Origin of the sequence: Micromonospora inaquosa, from assembly GCF_003857055.1 — a bacterium.
Taxonomy (GTDB): domain Bacteria; phylum Actinomycetota; class Actinomycetes; order Mycobacteriales; family Micromonosporaceae; genus Micromonospora; species Micromonospora inaquosa.
This window is the reverse complement of record NZ_QGSZ01000270.1, coordinates 59,120-78,185: the sequence shown is the minus strand read 5'-3', so window position 1 is coordinate 78,185 and position 19,066 is coordinate 59,120. Positions and strand designations below refer to the sequence as shown.

Here is a 19,066-nt window from a genome sequence, read left to right as displayed (position 1 = left end):
AGGACACACCATCCGGCCCAACCCACACCGGCTCGCCACACTCAACGACCTCAACGACCTCGCGACCGCACAAGGCATCACCACACCGCCAGAGATCAAGATGGCGTGTTAATGATCTGCAAGCCCTAACTGAACGGCGTTGCAACTAGTCCTTGTCCTTGGGCGGATTCGGGTCGTTTCCGTAACTGTCACGCGCGCGAATCTGCCCGAGGCGATTGTGCAGGTAAAACTCCGTCTCGCTCGCCCGGGCTGCCGTCCGGCCCTGCCGTTCCGCCTCGGCTTGAGTACCGTGTACCGAGGATGCCCTCTCGCTGCCCTCCCGCCGCACGGCCCATCCGTCGTCGTGTGGGACGACGTGTACAGGCTTGCCTGGCTTCGCCATCTCTTCCCTGCCCTTCTCGATTAATTTGCGGAATCGGCCGGGAAGAGCGAAGATCCGTCCTGCAGCAATCAGGTCGGGCTCTCCCGGCTCACGAGCCCCAGGCGCGCCAACGCCCGGGGCTCGTTGCTTATATCAGCTGCAGCCGCTGGTGGAGCCGCAGCCCTCGCAGACGTAGCAGCTACCGGCGGGGCGCATCTTCGTACCGCAGGTGAAGCACAGCGGCGCGTCGGCGGCCTTGCCGATCACGGCCTCCAGCAGTTCGGTGCTGGAACCCACGCTCGGAGCCGGCTTGGCGGCGGCCACGTCGGCCATCTCCTGGGCCGGCTGGGCGACGGCCTCCGGCTTGGCCGGGATCTCCACCGGCGCGGACGACGCCATCGCGGTGAGCTCGACGCCGGTGACGGCGGCGGCCTCCGCGTCGGCCTCGGCCCGCAGCTGGGCGGCCCGCTCCGAGGCGGTGAAGATGCCCAGCTCGGCGCGGCGCTCGTAGGGCAGGAAGTCCAGCGCCAGGCGACGGAAGATGTAGTCCATCACCGAGGCCGCCATCCGCACGTCCGGGTCGTCGGTCATGCCGGCCGGCTCGAAGCGCATGTTGGTGAACTTGCTGACGAACGTCTCCAGCGGCACGCCGTACTGGAGGCCGATGCTGATGGCCACCGAGAAGGCGTCCATCACGCCGGCCAGGGTCGAGCCCTGCTTGGACATCTTCAGGAAGACCTCACCGAGGCCGTCGTCCGGGTAGGACGACGCGGTCAGGTAGCCCTCGGCACCGCCGACGGAGAAGCTGACCGTCTCGGACGGGCGCTTCTTCGGCAGGCGCTTACGCACCGGCCGGTACTCGATGACCTTCTCCACGGCGGCCGGCGCGGCCGCTGCGGTCTCGACGGCGGCCGGCTCGGTGGCCTTGTTGGACTTCGCCACCGAGAGCGGCTGGCCGACCTTGCAGTTGTCCCGGTAGATCGCGAGCGCCTTGAGGCCGAGCTTCCAACCCTCGAAGTAGATCTTCTCGACGTCCTCGACGGTGGCCGCCTCCGGCATGTTGACCGTCTTGGAGATCGCGCCGGAGACGAACGGCTGGATGGCCGCCATCATCCGCACGTGACCCATCGGGGCGATCGTCCGCTCCCCCATGGCGCAGTCGAAGACCGGGTAGTGCTCCGGCTTGAGGCCGGGGGCGTCCACCACGTGGCCGTGGTCGGCGATGTGCTCGACGATCGCCTCGACCTGCTCCTCGGGGTAGCCGAGGCTGCGCAGGGCGCGCGGAACCGTCTGATTGACGATCTGCATCGAGCCGCCGCCGACCAGCTTCTTGAACTTGACCAGCGCCAGGTCCGGCTCCACGCCGGTCGTGTCGCAGTCCATCATGAAGCCGATCGTGCCGGTCGGGGCGAGGACGCTCGCCTGCGCGTTGCGCCACCCGAACTTGTCACCGATCTTGTTGCCCTGGGTCCACTGCTTGGTCGCCTCGCGGACGATCGCGGTGGCCACCGGGCTGGTCGGCTTGATCTCGTCGTTGGCCGCGGCGTGCTTGCGCATGACCCGCTTGTGCGGCTCGGCGTTGCGGGCGTAGCCGTCGTACGGGCCGACGACGCCGGCCAGCTCGGCCGAGCGGCGGTAGGCGGTGCCGGTCATCAGCGAGGTGATCGCAGCGGCGACCGAGCGGCCCTGGTCCGAGTCGTACGGCAGGCCGGTGGCCATCAGCAGGGCGCCGAGGTTGGCGTAGCCGATGCCGAGCTGCCGGTAGGCGCGGGACGTCTCACCGATCTTCTCGGTCGGGAAGTCCGCGAAGCAGATCGAGATGTCCATCGCGGTGATGACGAACTCGACGGACTTGACGAACTTCTCCACCTCGAAGCCACCGTCGGCGCGGAGGAACTTCATCAGGTTGAGCGACGCCAGGTTGCACGAGGAGTTGTCCAGGTGCAGGTACTCCGAGCACGGGTTCGAGGCGGTGATCCGCCCGGTCTCCGGGCAGGTGTGCCAGTCGTTGATCGTGTCGTCGTACTGCAGACCGGGGTCGGCGCACTCCCAGGCGGCCTGGGCGATGGAACGGAACAGGTTCTTGGCGTCGACGGTCTCGATCACCGAGCCGTCCAGCCGGCCGCGCAGGTCGAAGCCCTTGCCGTTCTCCACCGCCGACATGAACTCGTCGGAGACCCGAACCGAGTTGTTGGCGTTCTGGTACTGGACGCTGACGATGTCGGAGCCACCGAGGTCCATGTCGAACCCGGCGTCGCGCAGCGCGCGGATCTTGTCTTCCTCGCGCGCCTTGGTGACCACGAACTCCTGGATGTCCGGGTGGTCGACGTCGAGGATGACCATCTTGGCCGCCCGACGGGTCGCGCCGCCGGACTTGATGGTGCCGGCCGAGGCGTCCGCGCCGCGCATGAAGCTGACCGGGCCGGAGGCGTTGCCCCCGGAGGAGAGCAGCTCGCGGGACGAGCGGATCCGCGAGAGGTTGACGCCGGAGCCGGAGCCGCCCTTGAAGATCAGCCCCTCTTCCTTGTACCAGTCGAGGATCGAGTCCATCGAGTCGTCGACGGCCAGGATGAAGCACGCGCTGACCTGCTGCGGCGACGGCGTGCCGACGTTGAACCAGACCGGCGAGTTGAAGCTGAACACCTGGTTCAGCAGCATCCAGGTCAGCTCGTGCGCGAAGACCTCTGCGTCGGCCGGGCTGGCGAAGTAGCCGTACTCCTCACCGGCCGTGCGGTAGGTGCCGACCACCCGGTCGATCAGCTGCTTGAGCGACCACTCCCGCTCCGGGGTCCCCACCGCGCCCCGGAAGTACTTGGTGGTGACGATGTTGGCGGCGTTGACGCTCCACGACTCCGGGAACTCCACCCCACGCTGCTCGAAGTTGATCGAGCCGTCCCGCCAGTTCGTCATCACGACGTCACGGCGCTCCCAGGACACCTCGTCGTACGGGTGGACCCCCTCGGTCGTCCACACCCGCTCGATCTTCAGCCCCGCGCCTGCCTTGCTTCGTGAACGGCTAGTTGTCACGCCGTCGCCCCCCTCGTCTGCGCGGTGCCCCACCGCGCGTCCCAATCTCTTGAAAAACTGTGTGAAGACTCAGCTGGTACGGCCGGCGGCCTCAACCGCATCGGCCCGGCCCTGCTCCCGGGCTCGCGCCGCGGCCCGCAACGTCTCGATCTCGCGCTCGAAGTCGGCGAGCGAGTCGAACGAGCGGTAGACGCTGGCGAACCGCAGGTAGGCGATCTCGTCCAGGTCGCGCAGTGGACCCAGGATCGCCAGGCCCACGTCGTGGCTGGGGATCTCGGCGGCCCCCTTGGCCCGGACCGTCTCCTCCACCCGCTGCGCGAGCAGCGCGAGCGAGTCGTCGTCCACCGGCCGGCCCTGGCACGCCTTACGCACCCCGCCGATGATCTTCGTGCGACTGAACGGCTCGGTCACCCCGCTGCGTTTGACGACCGCGAGGACCGCCTCCTCGACGGTGGTGAACCGCTTGCCGCACTCCGGGCAGGAACGTCGCCGCCGGATGAGCTGGCCGTCGTCGGCCTCCCGCGAGTCGACCACCCGAGAGTCAGCGTGCCGGCAGTACGGACACCGCATCGCCCACCTCCTAAAAATGATCAACTGCGAGCACACCGGACACCCCCGGGCACGACTCACCGCGACGGTGCCATCCTCGGATGACGCCGCCGTGATCGACGTTACGGGAGTGCGGTCGGTAGTCAGACCCAACCTGTAGGCAACTTACGCCCGTGTCACTACTACATCTAGGGGTCGACCGTATGTCGCCGGGGAAGCCGGGTCAAGTTGGCTGGCGTGTCCGGCGCGTCACGGAGCATCCGGCCATCCACGCCCGGCAACTCGCCCGAAGACCCAACGCCACGACCCCGCCCGGGTTACCGGCCAGCCGGCCGAACCTGGCCGGAAAATCGGTCGATGATCGAACACCAGTACTACCTGACGTACCATTTATCAGAACATCCGTACGACGGGAGTGCTTTTTCACCCCGACACGCCGGTGAGAGGTCGTACAGATGTTTGAAAATGACTGATCTCACCTATACGGTCATGAACAACGTGGCACCACCGCACGCACCACGAGCCGACGAGGCACCCAGCGCCGACCAGGGAGGACGGACGTGACCGAGGACCGGGCCAGCCGGCCGAAGAGCCCGCAGCAGATCACCGAGGCGGGTCCGCCGGCCACCCGACGCCGCAGCGCCGCGCGCAGCCGGACGGGCCAGCCCGCCGTGCGCCCGGTCACCCCGGTGGTCAGCGCCTTCCCCGACCCGGCGACGGTCGACCTGACCGCCCGCCAGCGCCGCATCCTGGAGTTCATCCGCAACTGGGTGGAGCGCCACGGCTACCCGCCGAGCGTCCGGGAGATCGGCGAGGCGGTCGGCCTGGTGTCGCCGTCCAGCGTCGCCTACCAGCTCAAGGAGCTGGAAAAGAAGGGCTTCCTGCGCCGCGACCCGAACCGGCCGCGCGCGGTGGACGTCCGCGCCCCCAGCGAGGCGATCGACGATGAGCTGTCGAGGGCACAGCGACCGACTCCGGCGTACGTGCCGATGCTCGGTCGGATCGCCGCCGGTGGGCCGATCCTCGCCGAGCAGGCCGTGGAGGACATCTTCCCGCTCCCCCGCGAGCTGGTCGGTGAGGGCGAGGTCTTCATGCTCCAGGTCAAGGGCGACTCGATGCTCGACGCGGCGATCTGCGACGGCGACTGGGTGGTCGTCCGGCAGCAGCCGACCGCCGACTCCGGCGAGATCGTGGCCGCGATGCTCGACGGCGAGGCGACCGTCAAGACCTACCGGCGGCGCGACGGGCACGTCTGGCTGATGCCGCAGAACCCAGCCTTCGACCCGATTCCCGGCGATGACGCCACCATCATGGGCCGGGTCGTGGCGGTGCTACGCCGGATCTGACCGATCGGCGGGTGGGTGCCGACAGCGCTCACCCGCACCGCTCGTCACAGGGCGGATGAGCGCCTCAGCGCCAATCAGTAGCGATCGCCCCGGTGACCGCGACCGCCACCGGGATACTGCCCGTACGGGTCGATGGGCGCATCGTCGTCGTCGCGTCGGCGACCGGGCCGCTGACCCCGGTAGCCGGGCTCCTGCCCACCGCGCCGAGGCGGCTCCGCGCGACCGGGTTGACCGCCGTCACCGCCGTAGACACCACCGCCAGGACGACCACCGCCCGCCCCCTGCGGACGACCGCCGCCGCTGTGCGGGCGACCGCCACCAGCCGGGGGCCGACCGCCGCCCGCCGGTGGCCGACCGCCACCGCCAGCCGGGGGATGTCCGCCGCCGCCGTACACACCAGCACCGCCGCCGTCCGGTCGCGGCGCACCGTAGCCACCGTCAGCCGGGGCCGGCCGGGGGCCACCGCCGTACACGGCACCACCCGCCGGGGCCGGGCCGCCGCGACCCGCGCCACCCCCGTAGACCGCGCCGCCAGCCGGTGCGGCCCCCCCGTAGACACCACCCCTGCGGTCGTCATCGGCCGGGAACCCGTCGACGGCACGGCCACCGCGCGGCCCAAACGGCTCGCCATCCGGCTCCGCGGTGTCGGACGGGTCAGCGGTCGGCGGGCGACGGCGGGCGCGAAGGATGCCGAGGATGCCGGTGCCGACCAGCAGCAGGCCGAGCAGCCCGACCGCCCCGACCAGGTAGGTGATGTCGTCGAGGCTCAACCCGTCGGTCCAGGATTTCGAGGCGGCCGGCTCGGCGCCCTCCTCCGGGGCCAACGGCACGGCGGTCGACGTGGACGGGGTGTAACTGAGGATGTCAAGCGGCTCATCCTCGCTGAACCGGCCCGCCTCGGAGACGGTCAGGAACGCCTTCCCGTCCGCGGTGTAGCTGATGGCCTCGCCGAACGGGTCGGCCAGCGGCGTCACCCGCGGCTTGCCGGTGGTGAGCGCGGCCACGATGTCGCCACCGCTCACGTCGAACTCGAAAGCGTCCGCGTAGGTGCGCAGGACCACCCGGGAACCGTCCGCGGTCCGGGACGCGCCGGTGACGGCGATCCGGCCGAACGTGTTGAGGGGGTTCTCCGTTTGGGTCTTCGGCAGCGTGAACTCGCCGGCCTTCTGCAGCGGCACCGGGTCGGTGTCCCCGCTCTTCAGGGCCGCCGACGGTGTGTAGATCTCGGCCTTCCCGCTGGTCACCTTGGTGATGATCAGCGGCTTCCCGTCGTCGCCGATGAGCAGCGCCTCGGCGTCGTGCGGCTTCGACTCGGGGTAGGAGAGCCGGTGCAGCGTCGGCTGGTTGGAACCCGTGACCGGCATCGACCAGAGCGCGACGCGGCTACGACGCTCCTTCGAGTCGGGATTGTCACCGGTGTCGGCGATCCAGAGGGTGCGGCCGTCCTTGGACAGGGCGAGATCCTCGGTGTCGAACGGACCCTGCCCCGAGTAGCGGACCGGCTCCTTCGCGATCTTGCACTTGCTGTCGAGGAAGAAGATCCGCTTGCGTGCCGCGACCTCGGTGCCGTCGTTGATGACGATGAAGCCGGTCTTGGTGGCGACCAGCCCGGACAGCTCCCGTAGGCGCTCGTCGGCGATCGTGCACCGCTTCTGGCCGGGGTTGGCGGCGGGCGGGCCGGACGACCCAGGGGCGGGAGCCGCTGCGGCGACTCCGGCGAGCGCCACGGTTGCCCCAAGCAGGCCGAGGGCAACCGTGACCGAGGAAACAACGCGGCGCATTCGGCCAGTGTCGCATGCCGCGCGTTTCCGATGGATGACGCCGTGGCCGGTCAGGACCGGCTGCCGGCCGCCTGCTCCTGCCGCTCCACGTCGAACGCCGCCAGCTCCGCTGCCAACTCCGCGCCGACGCGGACGTGTAGCAGGGTGCCCTCCGGCAGGTGCGCCGTGCTGAGCACCTCACCCGTGCGGTGCGCCCGAGCCACCAGGTCGCCCCGGTCGTACGGCAGCACGGCCCGGACCTCCACGGCCGGGCTCGGCAGCCGCTCCTCGATCGCCGCGCGCAGCTCGTCCATGCCCCGCCCGGAGTACGCGGACACGAAGATCGCGTCCGGCCAGAGCCGCTTGAGCCGCAGCAGAGTGTCCTCGTCGGCCGCGTCGGTCTTGTTGACCACCAACAGCTCAGGCAGCCGGTCCGCGCCCACCTCGGCGAGCACCTCATGCACCGCCCGGACCTGCTCCTCCGGATCCGGGTGGGTGCCGTCGACGACGTGCACCACCAGATCCGCCTCCGCGACCTCCTCCAGCGTCGAGCGGAACGCCTCGACGATCTGGTGCGGCAGGTGCCGGACGAAGCCGACGGTGTCGGAGAGGGTGTAGAGCCGTCCGTCGGAGGTGGTGGCCTTGCGGGTCGTCGGGTCCAGCGTCGCGAACAGCGCGTTCTCCACCAGCACGCCCGCGCCGGTGAGCCGGTTGAGCAGGCTGGACTTGCCGGCGTTGGTGTAGCCGGCGATGGCGACGGCGGGAACGGAGTTGCGGGAGCGCCGGGCGCGCTTGGTCACGCGTACCGTCTTCATGCTCTTGATCTCGCGACGCAGCCGCGAGATGCGGTGCCGGATGCGCCGCCGGTCGGTCTCCAGCTTGGTCTCACCGGGACCACGAACACCCACACCGCCGCCGGCGCCGCCGCCCCGGCCGGAACCACCGGTCTGCCGGGAGAGCGTCTCACCCCAACCGCGCAGCCGGGGCAGCAGGTATTCGAGCTGGGCCAGCTCGACCTGCGCCTTACCTTCCTTGCTCTTGGCGTGCTGAGCGAAGATGTCGAGGATCAGCGCCGTGCGGTCGACGACCTTGACCTTGGTGCGCTGCTCCAGGTTGCGCAGCTGCGACGGGGACAGCTCACCGTCACAGATGACAGTGTCGGCGCCGGTGGAGAGCACCACCGCGCTGAGGTCGTCGACCTTGCCGCGGCCGATGTACGTGGCCGGGTCGGGTCGGGTGCGACGCTGGATGAGCCCTTCGAGCACCTGCGAGCCGGCGGTCTCGGCCAGCGCGGCGAGCTCGGTCAGTGAGTTTTCCGCGTCGGTGGCCGTGCCTTCGGTCCAGACGCCCACCAGGACGACCCGCTCCAGCCGCAGCTGGCGGTATTCCACCTCGGTGACGTCGGTGAGCTCGGTTGACAGGCCCGGGACGCGTCGGAGGGACTGTCGCTCCGACAGCTCCATCTCGCCGGTGGTGACGTCGTCGAGCTCGTCCTCGACGGGGACAAAGCTCTCCTGGTCTCGCAAGCGGTTCTCCTGTCCGTTTTGATAAGTAGAACGTAATCCTGACATGACGCAACGCCGAACGCATCTGCTATATGCCCATGGTGAAGGTCGCCAAAAGTGGGGGCGAATGCCGGTCGGCTGCGACAACCCGGTAGAAATGCGGACGGCGGCCGACTGGCCGCACAGCCGTTACGGAGGGATCCCGTGGCCATCACCCGACTGCCCAGCGCCGGATTTTCGATCACCATCCGGATCGCCGTCACCGCGGACGCCTCCTCGATCGGCCGACTCACCACCTCCGTCGGCGAGGCCGGGGCGATCGTCACGGCGCTGGACGTGGTGGATTCGGACCCGACCAACGTGATCGTCGACCTGACCTGCGACACCGCCGACGCCGGGCACGCCGACCAGGTGGTCGACGCGTTGACCGCGCTCGACGGCGTGGACGTGCGCAAGGTGTCGGACCGGACGTTCCTGCTGCACCTGGGCGGCAAGATCGAGGTGACCTCGAAGGTCGCGCTGCGCAACCGCGACGAGCTGTCCCGCGCGTACACCCCGGGGGTGGCCCGGGTCTGCATGGCGATCGCCGAGAACCCGGCCGACGCCCGGCGACTGACCATCAAGCGCAACACCGTCGCGGTGGTCAGTGACGGTTCGGCGGTGCTCGGCCTGGGCAACCTCGGCCCGGCCGCGTCGCTGCCGGTGATGGAGGGCAAGGCCGCGCTGTTCAAGCGCTTCGGCGGGGTGGACGCCTGGCCGGTGGTGCTGGACACCCAGGACACCGACGAGATCGTGCAGATCGTCAAGGCGATCGCGCCCGCGTACGGCGGGATCAACCTGGAGGACATCGCCGCGCCGCGCTGCTTCGAGATCGAGGCCCGGCTGCGCGAGGCGCTGGACATCCCGGTGTTCCACGACGACCAGCACGGCACCGCGATCTGCGTGCTTGCCGCGCTGACCAACGCGCTGCGGGTGGTGGGCAAGCAGTTGGAGGACGTCCGGGTGGTCGTCTCCGGAGCCGGCGCGGCCGGCACCGCGATCATGAAGCTGCTGCTGCGCCAGGGCGTCGGCGACATCATCGCGTACGACCGGCAGGGCGCCCTGCACCGTGGGCTGACCGGGCTGAACTCGGCGTGGCAGTGGCTGGCGGAGAACACCAACAAGGAGAACTACTCCGGGGACCTGCCCGGTGCGATCCGGGGTGCCGACGTGTTCATCGGGGTGAGCGCGCCGAACCTGCTCACCGGCGAGGACATCGCGCAGATGGCGAAGGACTCGATCGTCTTCGCCCTCGCGAACCCGGACCCGGAGGTCGACCCGCGGGAGGCGCGCAAGTACGCCGCCGTGGTCGCCACCGGTCGCTCGGACCAGCCGAACCAGATCAACAACGTGCTCGCCTTCCCCGGGGTGTTCCGCGGCATGCTGGACGCGCACGCCGAGGAGTTCACCGAGGAGATGGCCCTCGCGGCCGCCCAGGCCATCGCGGACGTGGTCGGGGAAGACAAGATCAACCCGACGGTGATCGTGCCGAGCGTCTTCGACTCCCGGGTCGCCCCGGCGGTCGCCGCCGCCGTCCGCGCCGCCGCGCACAACCCCAGCCCGCTGCCGGCCGCCGACCCCGGCCCGGCCGACCTCCCCGAGATCGCGGCCAACGCCAGCGCAACCCCGTAACGGGGGCAACCCTCGTTGATCAAGAGGTTTGCGTCAGAATCCGCGCTGACTCTGACGCAAACCTCTTGATCAACACAGTTGGGCGTCAGGGGCGGAAGGCTGCCGGGTTCAGTTCGCCGGTGGCCACCAGGACGGCGGGTCCGGAGAGCCAGCAGGAGGTCTCGGTCACCGTGACAGTCACGCGGCCGCCCGGCACGTCGACGGCTACCACGCCGGTGTCCCGGCCGAGGTCGCGCAGGGCCACCGCGCCCACCGCGCAGGCACCCGTGCCGCAGGACAGGGTCTCGGCGCTGCCGCGCTCGTACACCCGCATCACCGTGTGCTCGTCGGTGCCGTCGACCGAATCGCCCGCCACGATGAACTCCACGTTCACCCCGGTCGGGAAGACCGTGGGGTCGAACCCGGGCGCGACGGTCAGGTCCAGCGCGGACAGCTCCACCCCGGCCGGCAGGACGCAGACCAGGTGCGGGTTGCCGACGTCCACCACCGTGCCGGCCAGAGTCAGCCCGCCGAGGGTGGCGGTGGAGTCGTCGTACACCTGGGGGCGGCGCATCTCGACGGACACGGCGTCGCCCTCGACCAGCGCGCGCACGACGCCGGCCCGGGTGGCCACCGGCAGCGCCGCACCGGCGGGCGTGACCAACCCGGTGTCGAGCAGGTAGCGCACGAAGACCCGGGCACCGTTGCCGCACATCTCGGCGAACGAACCGTCGGCGTTCCAGTAATCCATGAACCACTCGGCCTCGCCGGCCTGAGCCGCGCCGTCCGGGTGCTTGGCCGCGCGGACCACCCGCAGCACGCCGTCCGCGCCGATGCCCCGACGTCGGTCGCAGAGCGCCGCGACCAGCTCCGGGGTCAGGTCGAGCTGACCGTCCGGGTCGGGAAGGATGACGAAGTCGTTGCCGGTGCCGTGGCCCTTGGTGAACTCCACTCCCCCATCATCGCGCAACAGCCGGCACCAGACGCAGGGCGGCCCCGATCAGGTCCGGCTCCGTCGAGTTCAACCAGTGGATCCGCGGGTCACGCCGGAACCAGGACCGCTGCCGGCGGACGAAGCGCCGGGTGGCCCGGACCGTCTCGTCGTGCGCCTGCGCCTCGGTCAGCTCACCGGCGAGCATCCGCAGCACCTGCTGGTAGCCGAGGGCCCGACTCGCCGTACGCCCCTCGGGCAGCCCGCGCCCGACCAGTTCGCGGGTCTCCGACACCAGACCGTCGGCCCACATCCGGTCCACCCGCAGCGCGATCCGCTCGTCCAGCACGCCCGTGTCCAGGTCGACGCCGAGCTGCACCGACGGGTAGTACGGCGTGGGCTGCGGCAGCGAGGCGGCGAACGGCGCACCGGTGAGCTCGATGACCTCCAGGGCCCGCACGATCCGCCGACCGTTGCCGGGCAGGATGCCCTCGGCGGCCACCGGGTCGGCGGCCCGCAGCCGCGCGTACAGCGGAGCCGGGCCGACCTCGGCCAACTCCCGTTCCAGGCGCTCCCGCAATGCCGCGTCGGTGCCGGGGAACTCGAAGCGCTCCAGCACCGCCCGCACGTACAGCCCGGAGCCGCCGACCAGCAGCGGCACCCGCCCCCGGGCCAGGATGTCGTCCACCGCCGCGCGGGCCAGTCGCTGGTACTCCGCGACGCTCGCCGGCTCGGTGACCTCCCAGATGTCCAGCAGGTGATGCGGCACACCGTCCCGCTCGGCGACTGTCAGCTTGGCGGTGCCGATGTCCATGCCCCGGTAGAGCTGCATCGAGTCGGCGTTGACCACCTCCCCGTCGAGGGCGTGCGCCAACGCGATGCTCAGCGCCGACTTGCCGGCCGCCGTCGGGCCGACCACCGCGACGACCGTACCGCTGCTCACATCCGCTCCCAGGACGCCACAAAGTAGGCCACGCCGTAGGGGGCGCTGTCGTGCAGCAACTCGCCGCGCCACCCTCCGCCGGCCGCGCGGGCCGCGCCGGCGAGCACCTGCCAGGGGGCGCGACCGGCGGCCTTCAGCTCCGCCGACACCACCGGGTCGAGGTCGAGCAGCGCGTCCAGGTCCGCGTCGGCCAGCGCCGCGGCAACCCCCTGGTCGTACGGGAGGGCGCGCGCGTCGTCGTACCCGGGCGCTTTCTCTCCCCGGCAGGCCGACCCGTCCCCGAGCACCAGCGACGCCACCCGGTCGCCCGCGGCGCCCACCTCGTCGGCGAGCGCGGCCAGCTCGGCCGGGCCGGCGTCGGCGACCACCTGCACGGCGGTGACCGGCGCTCGGAGGTCGTGGCGGGCCAGCAGCCACGCGCCGATGGTCAGGCTCAACGGCAGCACCGCGCCCCGGTCCGGCTGGCCGGGCAGCAGCGGCACGTCCAGGTCGACACCCCAGGGCTGGAGGGAGCCGGTGGCCGGGGTGCGGATCGGGCCGGTCACCGGGCCGGTGCCCAGCAGCACCACGATGTCCGGTTCGCTGGTCAACAGCCGGCGTACGGCGGTGTCACAGGCCGCCCGCAGACCGTCCAGCTCCGGGGCCGCGGAGCCGGCCACCTCGGGCACGAGCAGGGGCGGATGCGGGCAGACGGCGGCGGCGACCAGTGGCACCCTGTCACCGTAGCGGGAATCCCCGGTGCGTCTCCGCGCCGATCCGGTCATTCGGTCCGTAGGACACCGTATGGTCACGGTCGGCGATAGGCGCTCGACGGGGACCGGGTCGGACCTGTGACAATGCCGGAAGCAACTTGGCTGCGCCGTGGCGGCGACGGGGGATCGATCCCTCGACGCCGGGAGAACGAGGATGGGCACATGAGCGACTGGACTGCCTTCGGACGGGTGGACGCGGACGGCACCGTGTACGTCAAGACCACTGAGGGCGAGCGGGTGGTCGGATCCTGGCAGGCGGGAGCACCGGAGGAAGGCCTGGCACATTTCGCACGTCGCTTCGCCGATCTGGTGACCGAGGTGGATCTGACCGAGGCGCGGCTCAAGTCGGGTGCGGCGGACGCCGGGCACTCGTTGAGCACGATCCGACGGATCCGCGCGACGCTGCCCGAGGCCAACGTGGTCGGCGACATCGACGCGCTGGCCGCACGCCTGGACAAGCTGGCGACGCTCGCCGAGGAGAAGGCCGGCGAAGCGCGCGCCGCCCGGGACGCCGCGCGCGGCGAGGCCCTGGCCCGCAAGACCGCCCTGGTCGAGGAGGCCGAGAAACTGGCCGCCGAATCCACCGGGTGGAAGACCGCCGGGGACCGGCTCAAGGAGATCCTCGACGAGTGGAAGACGATCCGCGGGGTCGACAAGAAGGCCGACGGTGAGCTGTGGAAGCGGTTCGCCGCCGCCCGGGACGGCTTCACCCGCCGCCGCGGCGCCCACTTCGCCTCCCTGGACTCGCAGCGCAAGCAGGCGCAGACGGTCAAGGAGGAGCTGGTCGCCGAAGCGGAGAAGCTCCAGGACTCCACCGACTGGGCCGCAACGGCCAACCAGCTCAAGGACCTGATGACCCAGTGGAAGGCCGCTCCGCGTGCCTCCAAGGAGGCCGAGCAGAAGCTCTGGGAACGGTTCCGGGGTGCCCAGGACGCGTTCTTCAGCCGGCGCAGCGAGGTCTTCTCCGCGCGGGACAACGAGCAGCGCGGCAACCTGGAGCGCAAGCAGGCTCTGCTCGCCGAGGCCGAGGCGTTGGACATCGACGCCGACCCGAAGGGTGCCCAGGCCAAGCTGCGGGAGATCCAGGCCCAGTGGCACGAGGCCGGGCGGGTGCCCCGCGAGGCGGCGGCCGGGCTGGAGCGCCGCCTGCGCGCCATCGACGACAAGGTCCGTGACGTGATGGACTCGGCGTGGCGCCGCACCACCAAGGAGGACAACCCGCTGCTCGCCCAGATGCGGGCGCAGGTGGCGGAGGCCGAGGACCGGCTGGCCCGGGCGCAGAGCGCCGGGGACGCACGCCGGATCAAGGAGGCTGAGCAGGCCCTCGCCTCCAAGCGGCAGTTCCTCCAGCTCGCCGAGCAGGCCGGCTGAGCTGACGACGTCCGGAGCCCTCGGTCCCTTCTGGGGCCGAGGGCTCCCGCGTGTCCGGCCCAGGCGCGCCGCCTCGCCCAGCCGCAGGCGCGGGGGCGGTGGGCGTGGCGCGTCGGGCCAGGTTGACGCATCGACGTGACCTGATCAGAATGAGCGACGGAGCCAGCTAGGGCCACCGGCACGAGGGCGTCGAAGGCGGAGCAACCGCCGTCGCGGGTCGCCGGTGTGCTTCCGCGAGTGACCACGTCCGCGTGACCTGGGCCGTCGCGCACTGTCCGCGTACCCCTGAGGGACCGTGACGTGCGCGCGGCCGCCCGCCGGCGTCGTTCTCTGGACGGCGCCGGACCTCCGAAGTGGAGCTCGAATGTTCCGTCCCAAAGCTCTCGGCGGCGCGCTCACTGCGCTCGCCACCGTCGCGGCCGGCGTGTTCATCGCCGCCGCCGTCAGCACCAGCCCGGCCGTTGCCGCTGGCACCGGTACCGGTTATCTGCACACCAGCGGCAACCAGATCGTGGACAGCACCGGCACCACGGTCCGGCTGACCGGCATCAACTGGTTCGGCATGGAGACCGACAACAAGACCTTCCACGGGTTGTGGTCGAGCAACCCGTGGAAGGGGCAGCTCGACACGATGGCCCGGCTGGGTTACAACACGTTGCGGGTGCCGTACTCGAACGACGCGCTCAAGGCGGGCGCTACCGCCACCGGGATCAACGACTTCGTCAACCCGGACCTGATCGGGCTGTCGCCGTTGCAGATCCTGGACAAGGTGATCGACTACGCCGGCAGCAAGGGGATGCGGATCATCCTGGACCGGCACCGGCCGACGTCGGCCGGTCAGTCGCCGCTCTGGTACACCTCGACGGTCTCCGAGGCGACCTGGATCAACGACTGGAAGATGCTCGCCCAGCGGTACGCGGGCAACCCGACGGTGATCGGCGCGGACCTGCACAACGAGCCGCACGCGGAGGGCACCAACCCGGCGGCCACCGGCGCGTGCTGGGGTTGCGGCGACACCACCCGGGACTGGCGGCTCGCCGCCGAGCGGGCCGGGAACGCCATCCTCGGCGTCCAACCCAACTGGTTGATCTTCGTGGAGGGGGTGAGCTGCCCGAGTGGCGGCCTCTCCAACGTCTGGGACAACGACCCGAGCAACGACGAGGACTGCGGTTGGTGGGGCGGCAACCTGTCGAAGGCCGGCCAGTTCCCGGTACGGCTGAACGTGGCGAACCGGCTGGTCTACTCGCCGCACGAGTACGCCACCTCGGTGTACCGGCAGACCTGGTTCGACGCTCCGGACTACCCGGCGAACATGCCGGCCATCTGGGACAAGTACTTCGGTTACCTCTACAAGCAGAACATCGCGCCGATCATGATGGGCGAGTTCGGCAGCACCCTGGTCGATCCGAAGGACAAGGTGTGGCTGGAGAAGCTGATGGCGTACACCGGGACCGGGGTGACCGGGATGTCCTTCACCTACTGGTCGTGGAACCCCAACTCGGGTGACACCGGCGGCATCGCGCTGGACGACTGGACCAACATCAACACCGCCAAGCAGGCGATCCTGCAGCCGTACCTGATCGCGCCGTCCGGCGGCACGGGCGGGCCGACCGATGGCCCGACGGGTGGGCCCACGGATCCGGCAACCGGCGCCTGCACGGCCACCTACCGGCAGGTCAACGCCTGGCAGGGCGGCTTCCAGGGTGAGTTGACCGTGAAGAACACCGGCTCGGGCGCGGTGAACCCGTGGTCGGTCACCTGGAGTTGGCCGTCCGGGGTGACGCTGGGCAGTGGCTGGAACGCCACGGTCACGCAGTCCGGCACGACGGTCACCGCGGCCGCTCCGAGCCACGCCCCGTCGCTGCCGGCGGGCGGGTCGGTCACCGTGGGCTTCACCGCCAACGGCACCGCCAGCGCGCCGGGCACTGTGAAACTCAACGGCACCGGCTGCTGAACCACCCGGGACGGCCGGTGCGCACCGCATCGGCCGTCCCGGCCATTTACATCAAGGTTCTTCTATGCTTTCATCGGGAAAGCGCTTGCCTCTCCATCGGGTGGGCGCGAGCGCGGGAGCCGCTTTCCTTCACGAACCTGCACTGGCGGGCCCGAGGACCACTGGTCCCGGCCGAGACTCGCCGCCCACGGGCATGGGCGTCGCGACACCTCCGTCCGCCTCATCGAAAGGAAGCAGCATGCGCACAGGACGGCGTCGAATGACGCTGATCGCCACCACCGCCGCAGCCACCGCCACCCTGGTCACCGCCGGGCTGCTGACCTCCGTGTCCGCCCAGGCGGCCGCCGGCTGCCAGGTGGCCTACTCGGTCGCCAGCCAGTGGCCGGGCGGATTCACCGGCAACGTCACCGTCACCAACCTCGGCGACCCGCTCTCCGGGTGGACGCTGCGCTGGTCGTACGGGGCCGGGCAGCAGGTCAACCAGGCGTGGGGTGCCACCGCCTCGCAGAGCGGCAGCCAGGTCTCCGCGACCAACGTCGACTACAACGGCAACCTGGCGACCAACGGCAGCGCCACGTTCGGCTTCAACGCGAGCTGGAACAACTCCAGCAACCCGGCTCCGAGCAGCTTCACCCTGAACAACGTCGCCTGCACCGGCAGCACCACGCCGACCACGCCGCCGCCCACCCCGCCGAACAGCCCGCCCCCGGCCGGTGACGGCTGCTACGCGTCGATCGCGATCAACCAGTGGGCCGGGGGCTTCACCGCGAGCGTGACGGTCACCGCCGGCATGTCGGAGATCAACGGCTGGACCGTGACCGTCGTGCTGCCCGGCGGCGCCGGAGTCAGCGGCACCTGGAACGCCCAGGCCAGCGGCACCAGCGGCACCGTCGAGTTCACCAACGTGAGCTACAACGGACGGGTCGCCGGCCGGCAGTCGACGAACTTCGGCTTCCAGGGCACCGGCACCGGCCCGGGCGTGCAGGCCGACTGCGTGCCCGCCTGACCCGACCTGATGCCACGGCCCGGCGCGGAGGACACTCTCCGCGCCGGGCCGGTCCGCGTCCGGGGTGGCGGGTCGGGGTGGCGGCACGGCCGGGGATCAGCTGCGGTGTGACGTCAGCGTCCACAGCTGCGCCCGTCTGGTTCATGGAGTGGCCAGCAGCGAGTCCCGATCGTCGACGCGGTACGAGTCTTCGACGACTGATCGCACGATGTCGTCGAGGCTGTAACGGACGGTGTACCCGATGAGTTCGTGGGCCAGTGACAGATCTGGCATACGCCGAGCCATGTCCTCGAAGCCGCTACCGTAGGCGACGTCGTAGGGCACCGTCTGGATGTCACTGGTCGAGCCGGTGAAGTCCTTGATCTTCTCGGCGAGGCCCCGGATGGAGATCTCCTCGCGCCCACCGAGGTTCACCGCCCTACCGTGCGCCGCGGGGGTCCGCAGCAGCTCGACCATTGCCGGTACGACGTCGTAGACCGACCCGAAGCACCGGCGCTGCGTGCCGTCGCCGTACACCGTGATCGGTTCGTGGTTGAGCGCCTGCGCGACGAACCGGGGCAGGACCATGCCGTACCGACCGGTCTGCCGCGGCCCGACGACGTTGAACAGTCGGTAACTCACGCAGGGGGTGCCCGTCTCGGACGCCCGGATGTGCGCCACCAACTCGTCAAGACCCTTGGCCGCCGCGTATGACCATCGGCTGAGCAGCGGGGACCCAAGGATCCGGTCGGCGTCCTCGCGGAGCCCGTCGGCATCGTTCTTGCCGTACACCTCGCTGGTCGACGTGACGCCGAATGGCACCCCGTGCGTCACCGCCGCCTCGACGACGTTTTCCGTTCCGTACAGGTTGACGCGCAGTGAGTGGAGGGGACTGTCGACGATCGTTCGCACGCCGACGGCGGCGGCGAGGTGGAAGACGGCATCCTTGCCGCGGACGCACTCGTTCACCAGGTCCCGGTCGAGGATCGACCCCTCCACGAGGCGGACGGTGCCGGCGTCCAGGCAACTGGCGAGGTTTGCCACCGAACCAGTGGAAAGCTCGTCGAGCACGGTGACGTCATGGTGTTGCGCAACCAGGAACTCGCAGAGGTGGGAGCCGATGAAACCGGCGCCCCCGGTGACGAGAATTCGCATAGCTCGCTTCCTTTCGGCAGCAGGTGGGGTGCGGGCGAGACGGCCTGACGCGGCCCGTCAGGCCAGGCATCGCATGAGGTAGAACGCCTCGGCCAGCGGTACGCCGGCCTGCATGCCGCGCAGTACCGCGAGGCTGCGGAGGGTTTGTTCGGATCGCGTATGTGGATGCTCGTGAACCTGGGTGGCGTACAGCCGCATGGCTTCGAGTTTGCTTTCGAGGTCGTCCTCGGCGAGTTCGACCAGGAGGTTAGGCATGGGGACCGAATCGGTACGCCACTGATCCGCTGCCTCTTCGTAGGCCAGCACGAAATCGGGGTGATGGCGCAGCCGGGTGTTGGATGGTCGCGTCGCGGTGTGGGCCGCCTCAGCCACGGCCTGGTGGTCCTGGTTGTAGCTCGACCGGTGCGGAGCGATCAACATCGTGGGCCGCAGCCTGGCGATGGCCAGCGGGCTCTCCTGCTCCACCATATTGGCAAGTTCGAGGCGGGGGATCTGGTCGAGCCGCAGGTGATACTCGTCGCCCGGAAACGCCATGTGCCAGTCGTCCCACCGCTGGTGGTCCGCGACCCGCTTGATTTCGTCGTTGCGTTCCGTCGGGCTGGAAAAGACAGACGAGGACTGATCGGTGGTGTTGCCGACGGTGAGGAACTGGACGAAGACCTCGGCGCCGGCGGACTTCGCCTTGTGGATCAGCCCGCCACAGCCGAGGGTCTCGTCGTCGGGGTGCGGCGAAAGGATGAGAATGCGCTGCTGCGACCAGGAGAAAGTCATAGTTGG

At 70.2% G+C, this 19,066-nt stretch carries 15 protein-coding genes; 5 read left to right on the top strand and 10 right to left on the bottom strand.

The window, feature by feature from the left end; genetic code table 11:
- Positions 1-145: 145 nt before the first annotated feature.
- From DLJ59_RS24890 to nrdR, 3 genes are all read right to left on the bottom strand, one after another.
- Positions 146-382 (bottom strand): DUF2188 domain-containing protein, encoded by a 237-nt coding sequence (locus DLJ59_RS24890; RefSeq protein ID WP_124775018.1) that lies wholly within the window; start codon positions 380-382, stop codon positions 146-148.
- Between the two features lie 132 nt (positions 383-514).
- Positions 515-3,421 (bottom strand): vitamin B12-dependent ribonucleotide reductase, encoded by a 2,907-nt coding sequence (locus DLJ59_RS24885; RefSeq protein WP_124775017.1) that lies wholly within the window; start codon positions 3,419-3,421, stop codon positions 515-517.
- A gap of 36 nt (positions 3,422-3,457) precedes the next feature.
- The gene (gene nrdR, locus DLJ59_RS24880; protein ID WP_091400542.1) at positions 3,458-3,958 is read right to left on the bottom strand and encodes a transcriptional regulator NrdR; all 501 of its coding nucleotides are present in this window, start codon (positions 3,956-3,958) and stop codon (positions 3,458-3,460) included.
- 539 nt (positions 3,959-4,497) lie between these two features.
- Here nrdR and lexA point away from each other — a divergent pair.
- Entirely contained in the window at positions 4,498-5,283 is a 786-nt protein-coding gene (lexA, locus tag DLJ59_RS24875; protein ID WP_030489395.1) for a transcriptional repressor LexA, read from the top strand.
- A gap of 74 nt (positions 5,284-5,357) precedes the next feature.
- Here the strand turns inward: lexA and DLJ59_RS24870 are convergent, their stop codons facing one another.
- Together DLJ59_RS24870 and hflX are read right to left on the bottom strand one after the other, a co-directional pair.
- Positions 5,358-7,064 carry a hypothetical protein gene (locus tag DLJ59_RS24870; protein ID WP_124775016.1) on the bottom strand — a complete coding sequence of 569 codons (1,707 nt, stop codon included), beginning with the start codon at positions 7,062-7,064 and terminating at the stop codon, positions 5,358-5,360.
- 50 nt (positions 7,065-7,114) lie between these two features.
- Positions 7,115-8,569 carry a GTPase HflX gene (gene hflX / locus DLJ59_RS24865; protein ID WP_124775015.1) on the bottom strand — a complete coding sequence of 485 codons (1,455 nt, stop codon included), beginning with the start codon at positions 8,567-8,569 and terminating at the stop codon, positions 7,115-7,117.
- Between the two features lie 183 nt (positions 8,570-8,752).
- Here hflX and DLJ59_RS24860 point away from each other — a divergent pair, with 183 nt between their 5' ends.
- Positions 8,753-10,219: an NAD-dependent malic enzyme gene (locus DLJ59_RS24860; RefSeq protein ID WP_124775014.1), complete on the top strand. Its 1,467-nt coding sequence runs from the start codon at positions 8,753-8,755 to the stop codon at positions 10,217-10,219.
- Positions 10,220-10,304: 85 nt separating this feature from the next.
- Here DLJ59_RS24860 and dapF read toward each other — a convergent pair whose 3' ends face one another.
- Genes dapF through DLJ59_RS24845 form a run of 3 tightly spaced genes read right to left on the bottom strand, consistent with a single transcriptional unit; the run spans position 10,305 to position 12,836 of the window.
- Positions 10,305-11,150 carry a diaminopimelate epimerase gene (gene dapF / locus DLJ59_RS24855; protein ID WP_124775013.1) on the bottom strand — a complete coding sequence of 282 codons (846 nt, stop codon included), beginning with the start codon at positions 11,148-11,150 and terminating at the stop codon, positions 10,305-10,307.
- A gap of 7 nt (positions 11,151-11,157) precedes the next feature.
- A complete protein-coding gene (miaA, locus tag DLJ59_RS24850; protein WP_244236212.1) occupies positions 11,158-12,084 on the bottom strand; it encodes a tRNA (adenosine(37)-N6)-dimethylallyltransferase MiaA in 927 nt (308 codons plus the stop codon).
- A complete protein-coding gene (locus tag DLJ59_RS24845) occupies positions 12,069-12,836 on the bottom strand; it encodes a class III extradiol ring-cleavage dioxygenase family protein (RefSeq protein ID WP_124775011.1) in 768 nt (255 codons plus the stop codon). Before DLJ59_RS24845 ends, miaA begins: the two co-directional genes overlap by 16 nt.
- Positions 12,837-12,986: 150 nt before the next feature.
- Between DLJ59_RS24845 and DLJ59_RS24840 the strand changes: the two genes are divergently transcribed.
- The 3 genes from DLJ59_RS24840 (at position 12,987) to DLJ59_RS24830 (ending at position 17,155) form a co-directional block, all read left to right on the top strand.
- Positions 12,987-14,195, top strand: a complete 1,209-nt coding sequence (locus DLJ59_RS24840) for a DUF349 domain-containing protein (RefSeq protein WP_124775010.1) — start codon at positions 12,987-12,989, stop codon at positions 14,193-14,195.
- 364 nt (positions 14,196-14,559) lie between these two features.
- A complete protein-coding gene (locus DLJ59_RS24835; RefSeq protein WP_124775009.1) occupies positions 14,560-16,149 on the top strand; it encodes a cellulase family glycosylhydrolase in 1,590 nt (529 codons plus the stop codon).
- Between the two features lie 238 nt (positions 16,150-16,387).
- Positions 16,388-17,155 (top strand): cellulose binding domain-containing protein, encoded by a 768-nt coding sequence (locus DLJ59_RS24830; RefSeq protein ID WP_124775008.1) that lies wholly within the window; start codon positions 16,388-16,390, stop codon positions 17,153-17,155.
- Positions 17,156-17,296: 141 nt separating this feature from the next.
- Here the strand turns inward: DLJ59_RS24830 and DLJ59_RS24825 are convergent, their stop codons facing one another.
- Positions 17,297-18,289: an NAD-dependent epimerase/dehydratase family protein gene (locus DLJ59_RS24825; RefSeq protein ID WP_124775007.1), complete on the bottom strand. Its 993-nt coding sequence runs from the start codon at positions 18,287-18,289 to the stop codon at positions 17,297-17,299.
- Positions 18,290-18,346: 57 nt separating this feature from the next.
- The gene (locus DLJ59_RS24820) at positions 18,347-19,060 is read right to left on the bottom strand and encodes a PIG-L deacetylase family protein (RefSeq protein ID WP_124775006.1); all 714 of its coding nucleotides are present in this window, start codon (positions 19,058-19,060) and stop codon (positions 18,347-18,349) included.
- Between the last annotated feature and the right edge of the window lie 6 nt (positions 19,061-19,066).

Bases quoted from the DNA above. Each gene is read 5' to 3' on its own strand.
- nrdR (WP_091400542.1), bottom strand. From the start codon at position 3,958: ATGCGGTGTCCGTACTGCCGGCACGCTGACTCTCGGGTGGTCGACTCG.
- DLJ59_RS24830 (WP_124775008.1), top strand. From the start codon at position 16,388: ATGCGCACAGGACGGCGTCGAATGACGCTGATCGCCACCACCGCCGCA.
- DLJ59_RS24890 (WP_124775018.1), bottom strand. From the start codon at position 382: ATGGCGAAGCCAGGCAAGCCTGTACACGTCGTCCCACACGACGACGGA.
- DLJ59_RS24825 (WP_124775007.1), bottom strand. From the start codon at position 18,289: ATGCGAATTCTCGTCACCGGGGGCGCCGGTTTCATCGGCTCCCACCTC.
- DLJ59_RS24870 (WP_124775016.1), bottom strand. From the start codon at position 7,064: ATGCGCCGCGTTGTTTCCTCGGTCACGGTTGCCCTCGGCCTGCTTGGG.
- DLJ59_RS24835 (WP_124775009.1), top strand. From the start codon at position 14,560: ATGTTCCGTCCCAAAGCTCTCGGCGGCGCGCTCACTGCGCTCGCCACC.
- DLJ59_RS24845 (WP_124775011.1), bottom strand. From the start codon at position 12,836: ATGACCGGATCGGCGCGGAGACGCACCGGGGATTCCCGCTACGGTGAC.
- DLJ59_RS24820 (WP_124775006.1), bottom strand. From the start codon at position 19,060: ATGACTTTCTCCTGGTCGCAGCAGCGCATTCTCATCCTTTCGCCGCAC.
- DLJ59_RS24840 (WP_124775010.1), top strand. From the start codon at position 12,987: ATGAGCGACTGGACTGCCTTCGGACGGGTGGACGCGGACGGCACCGTG.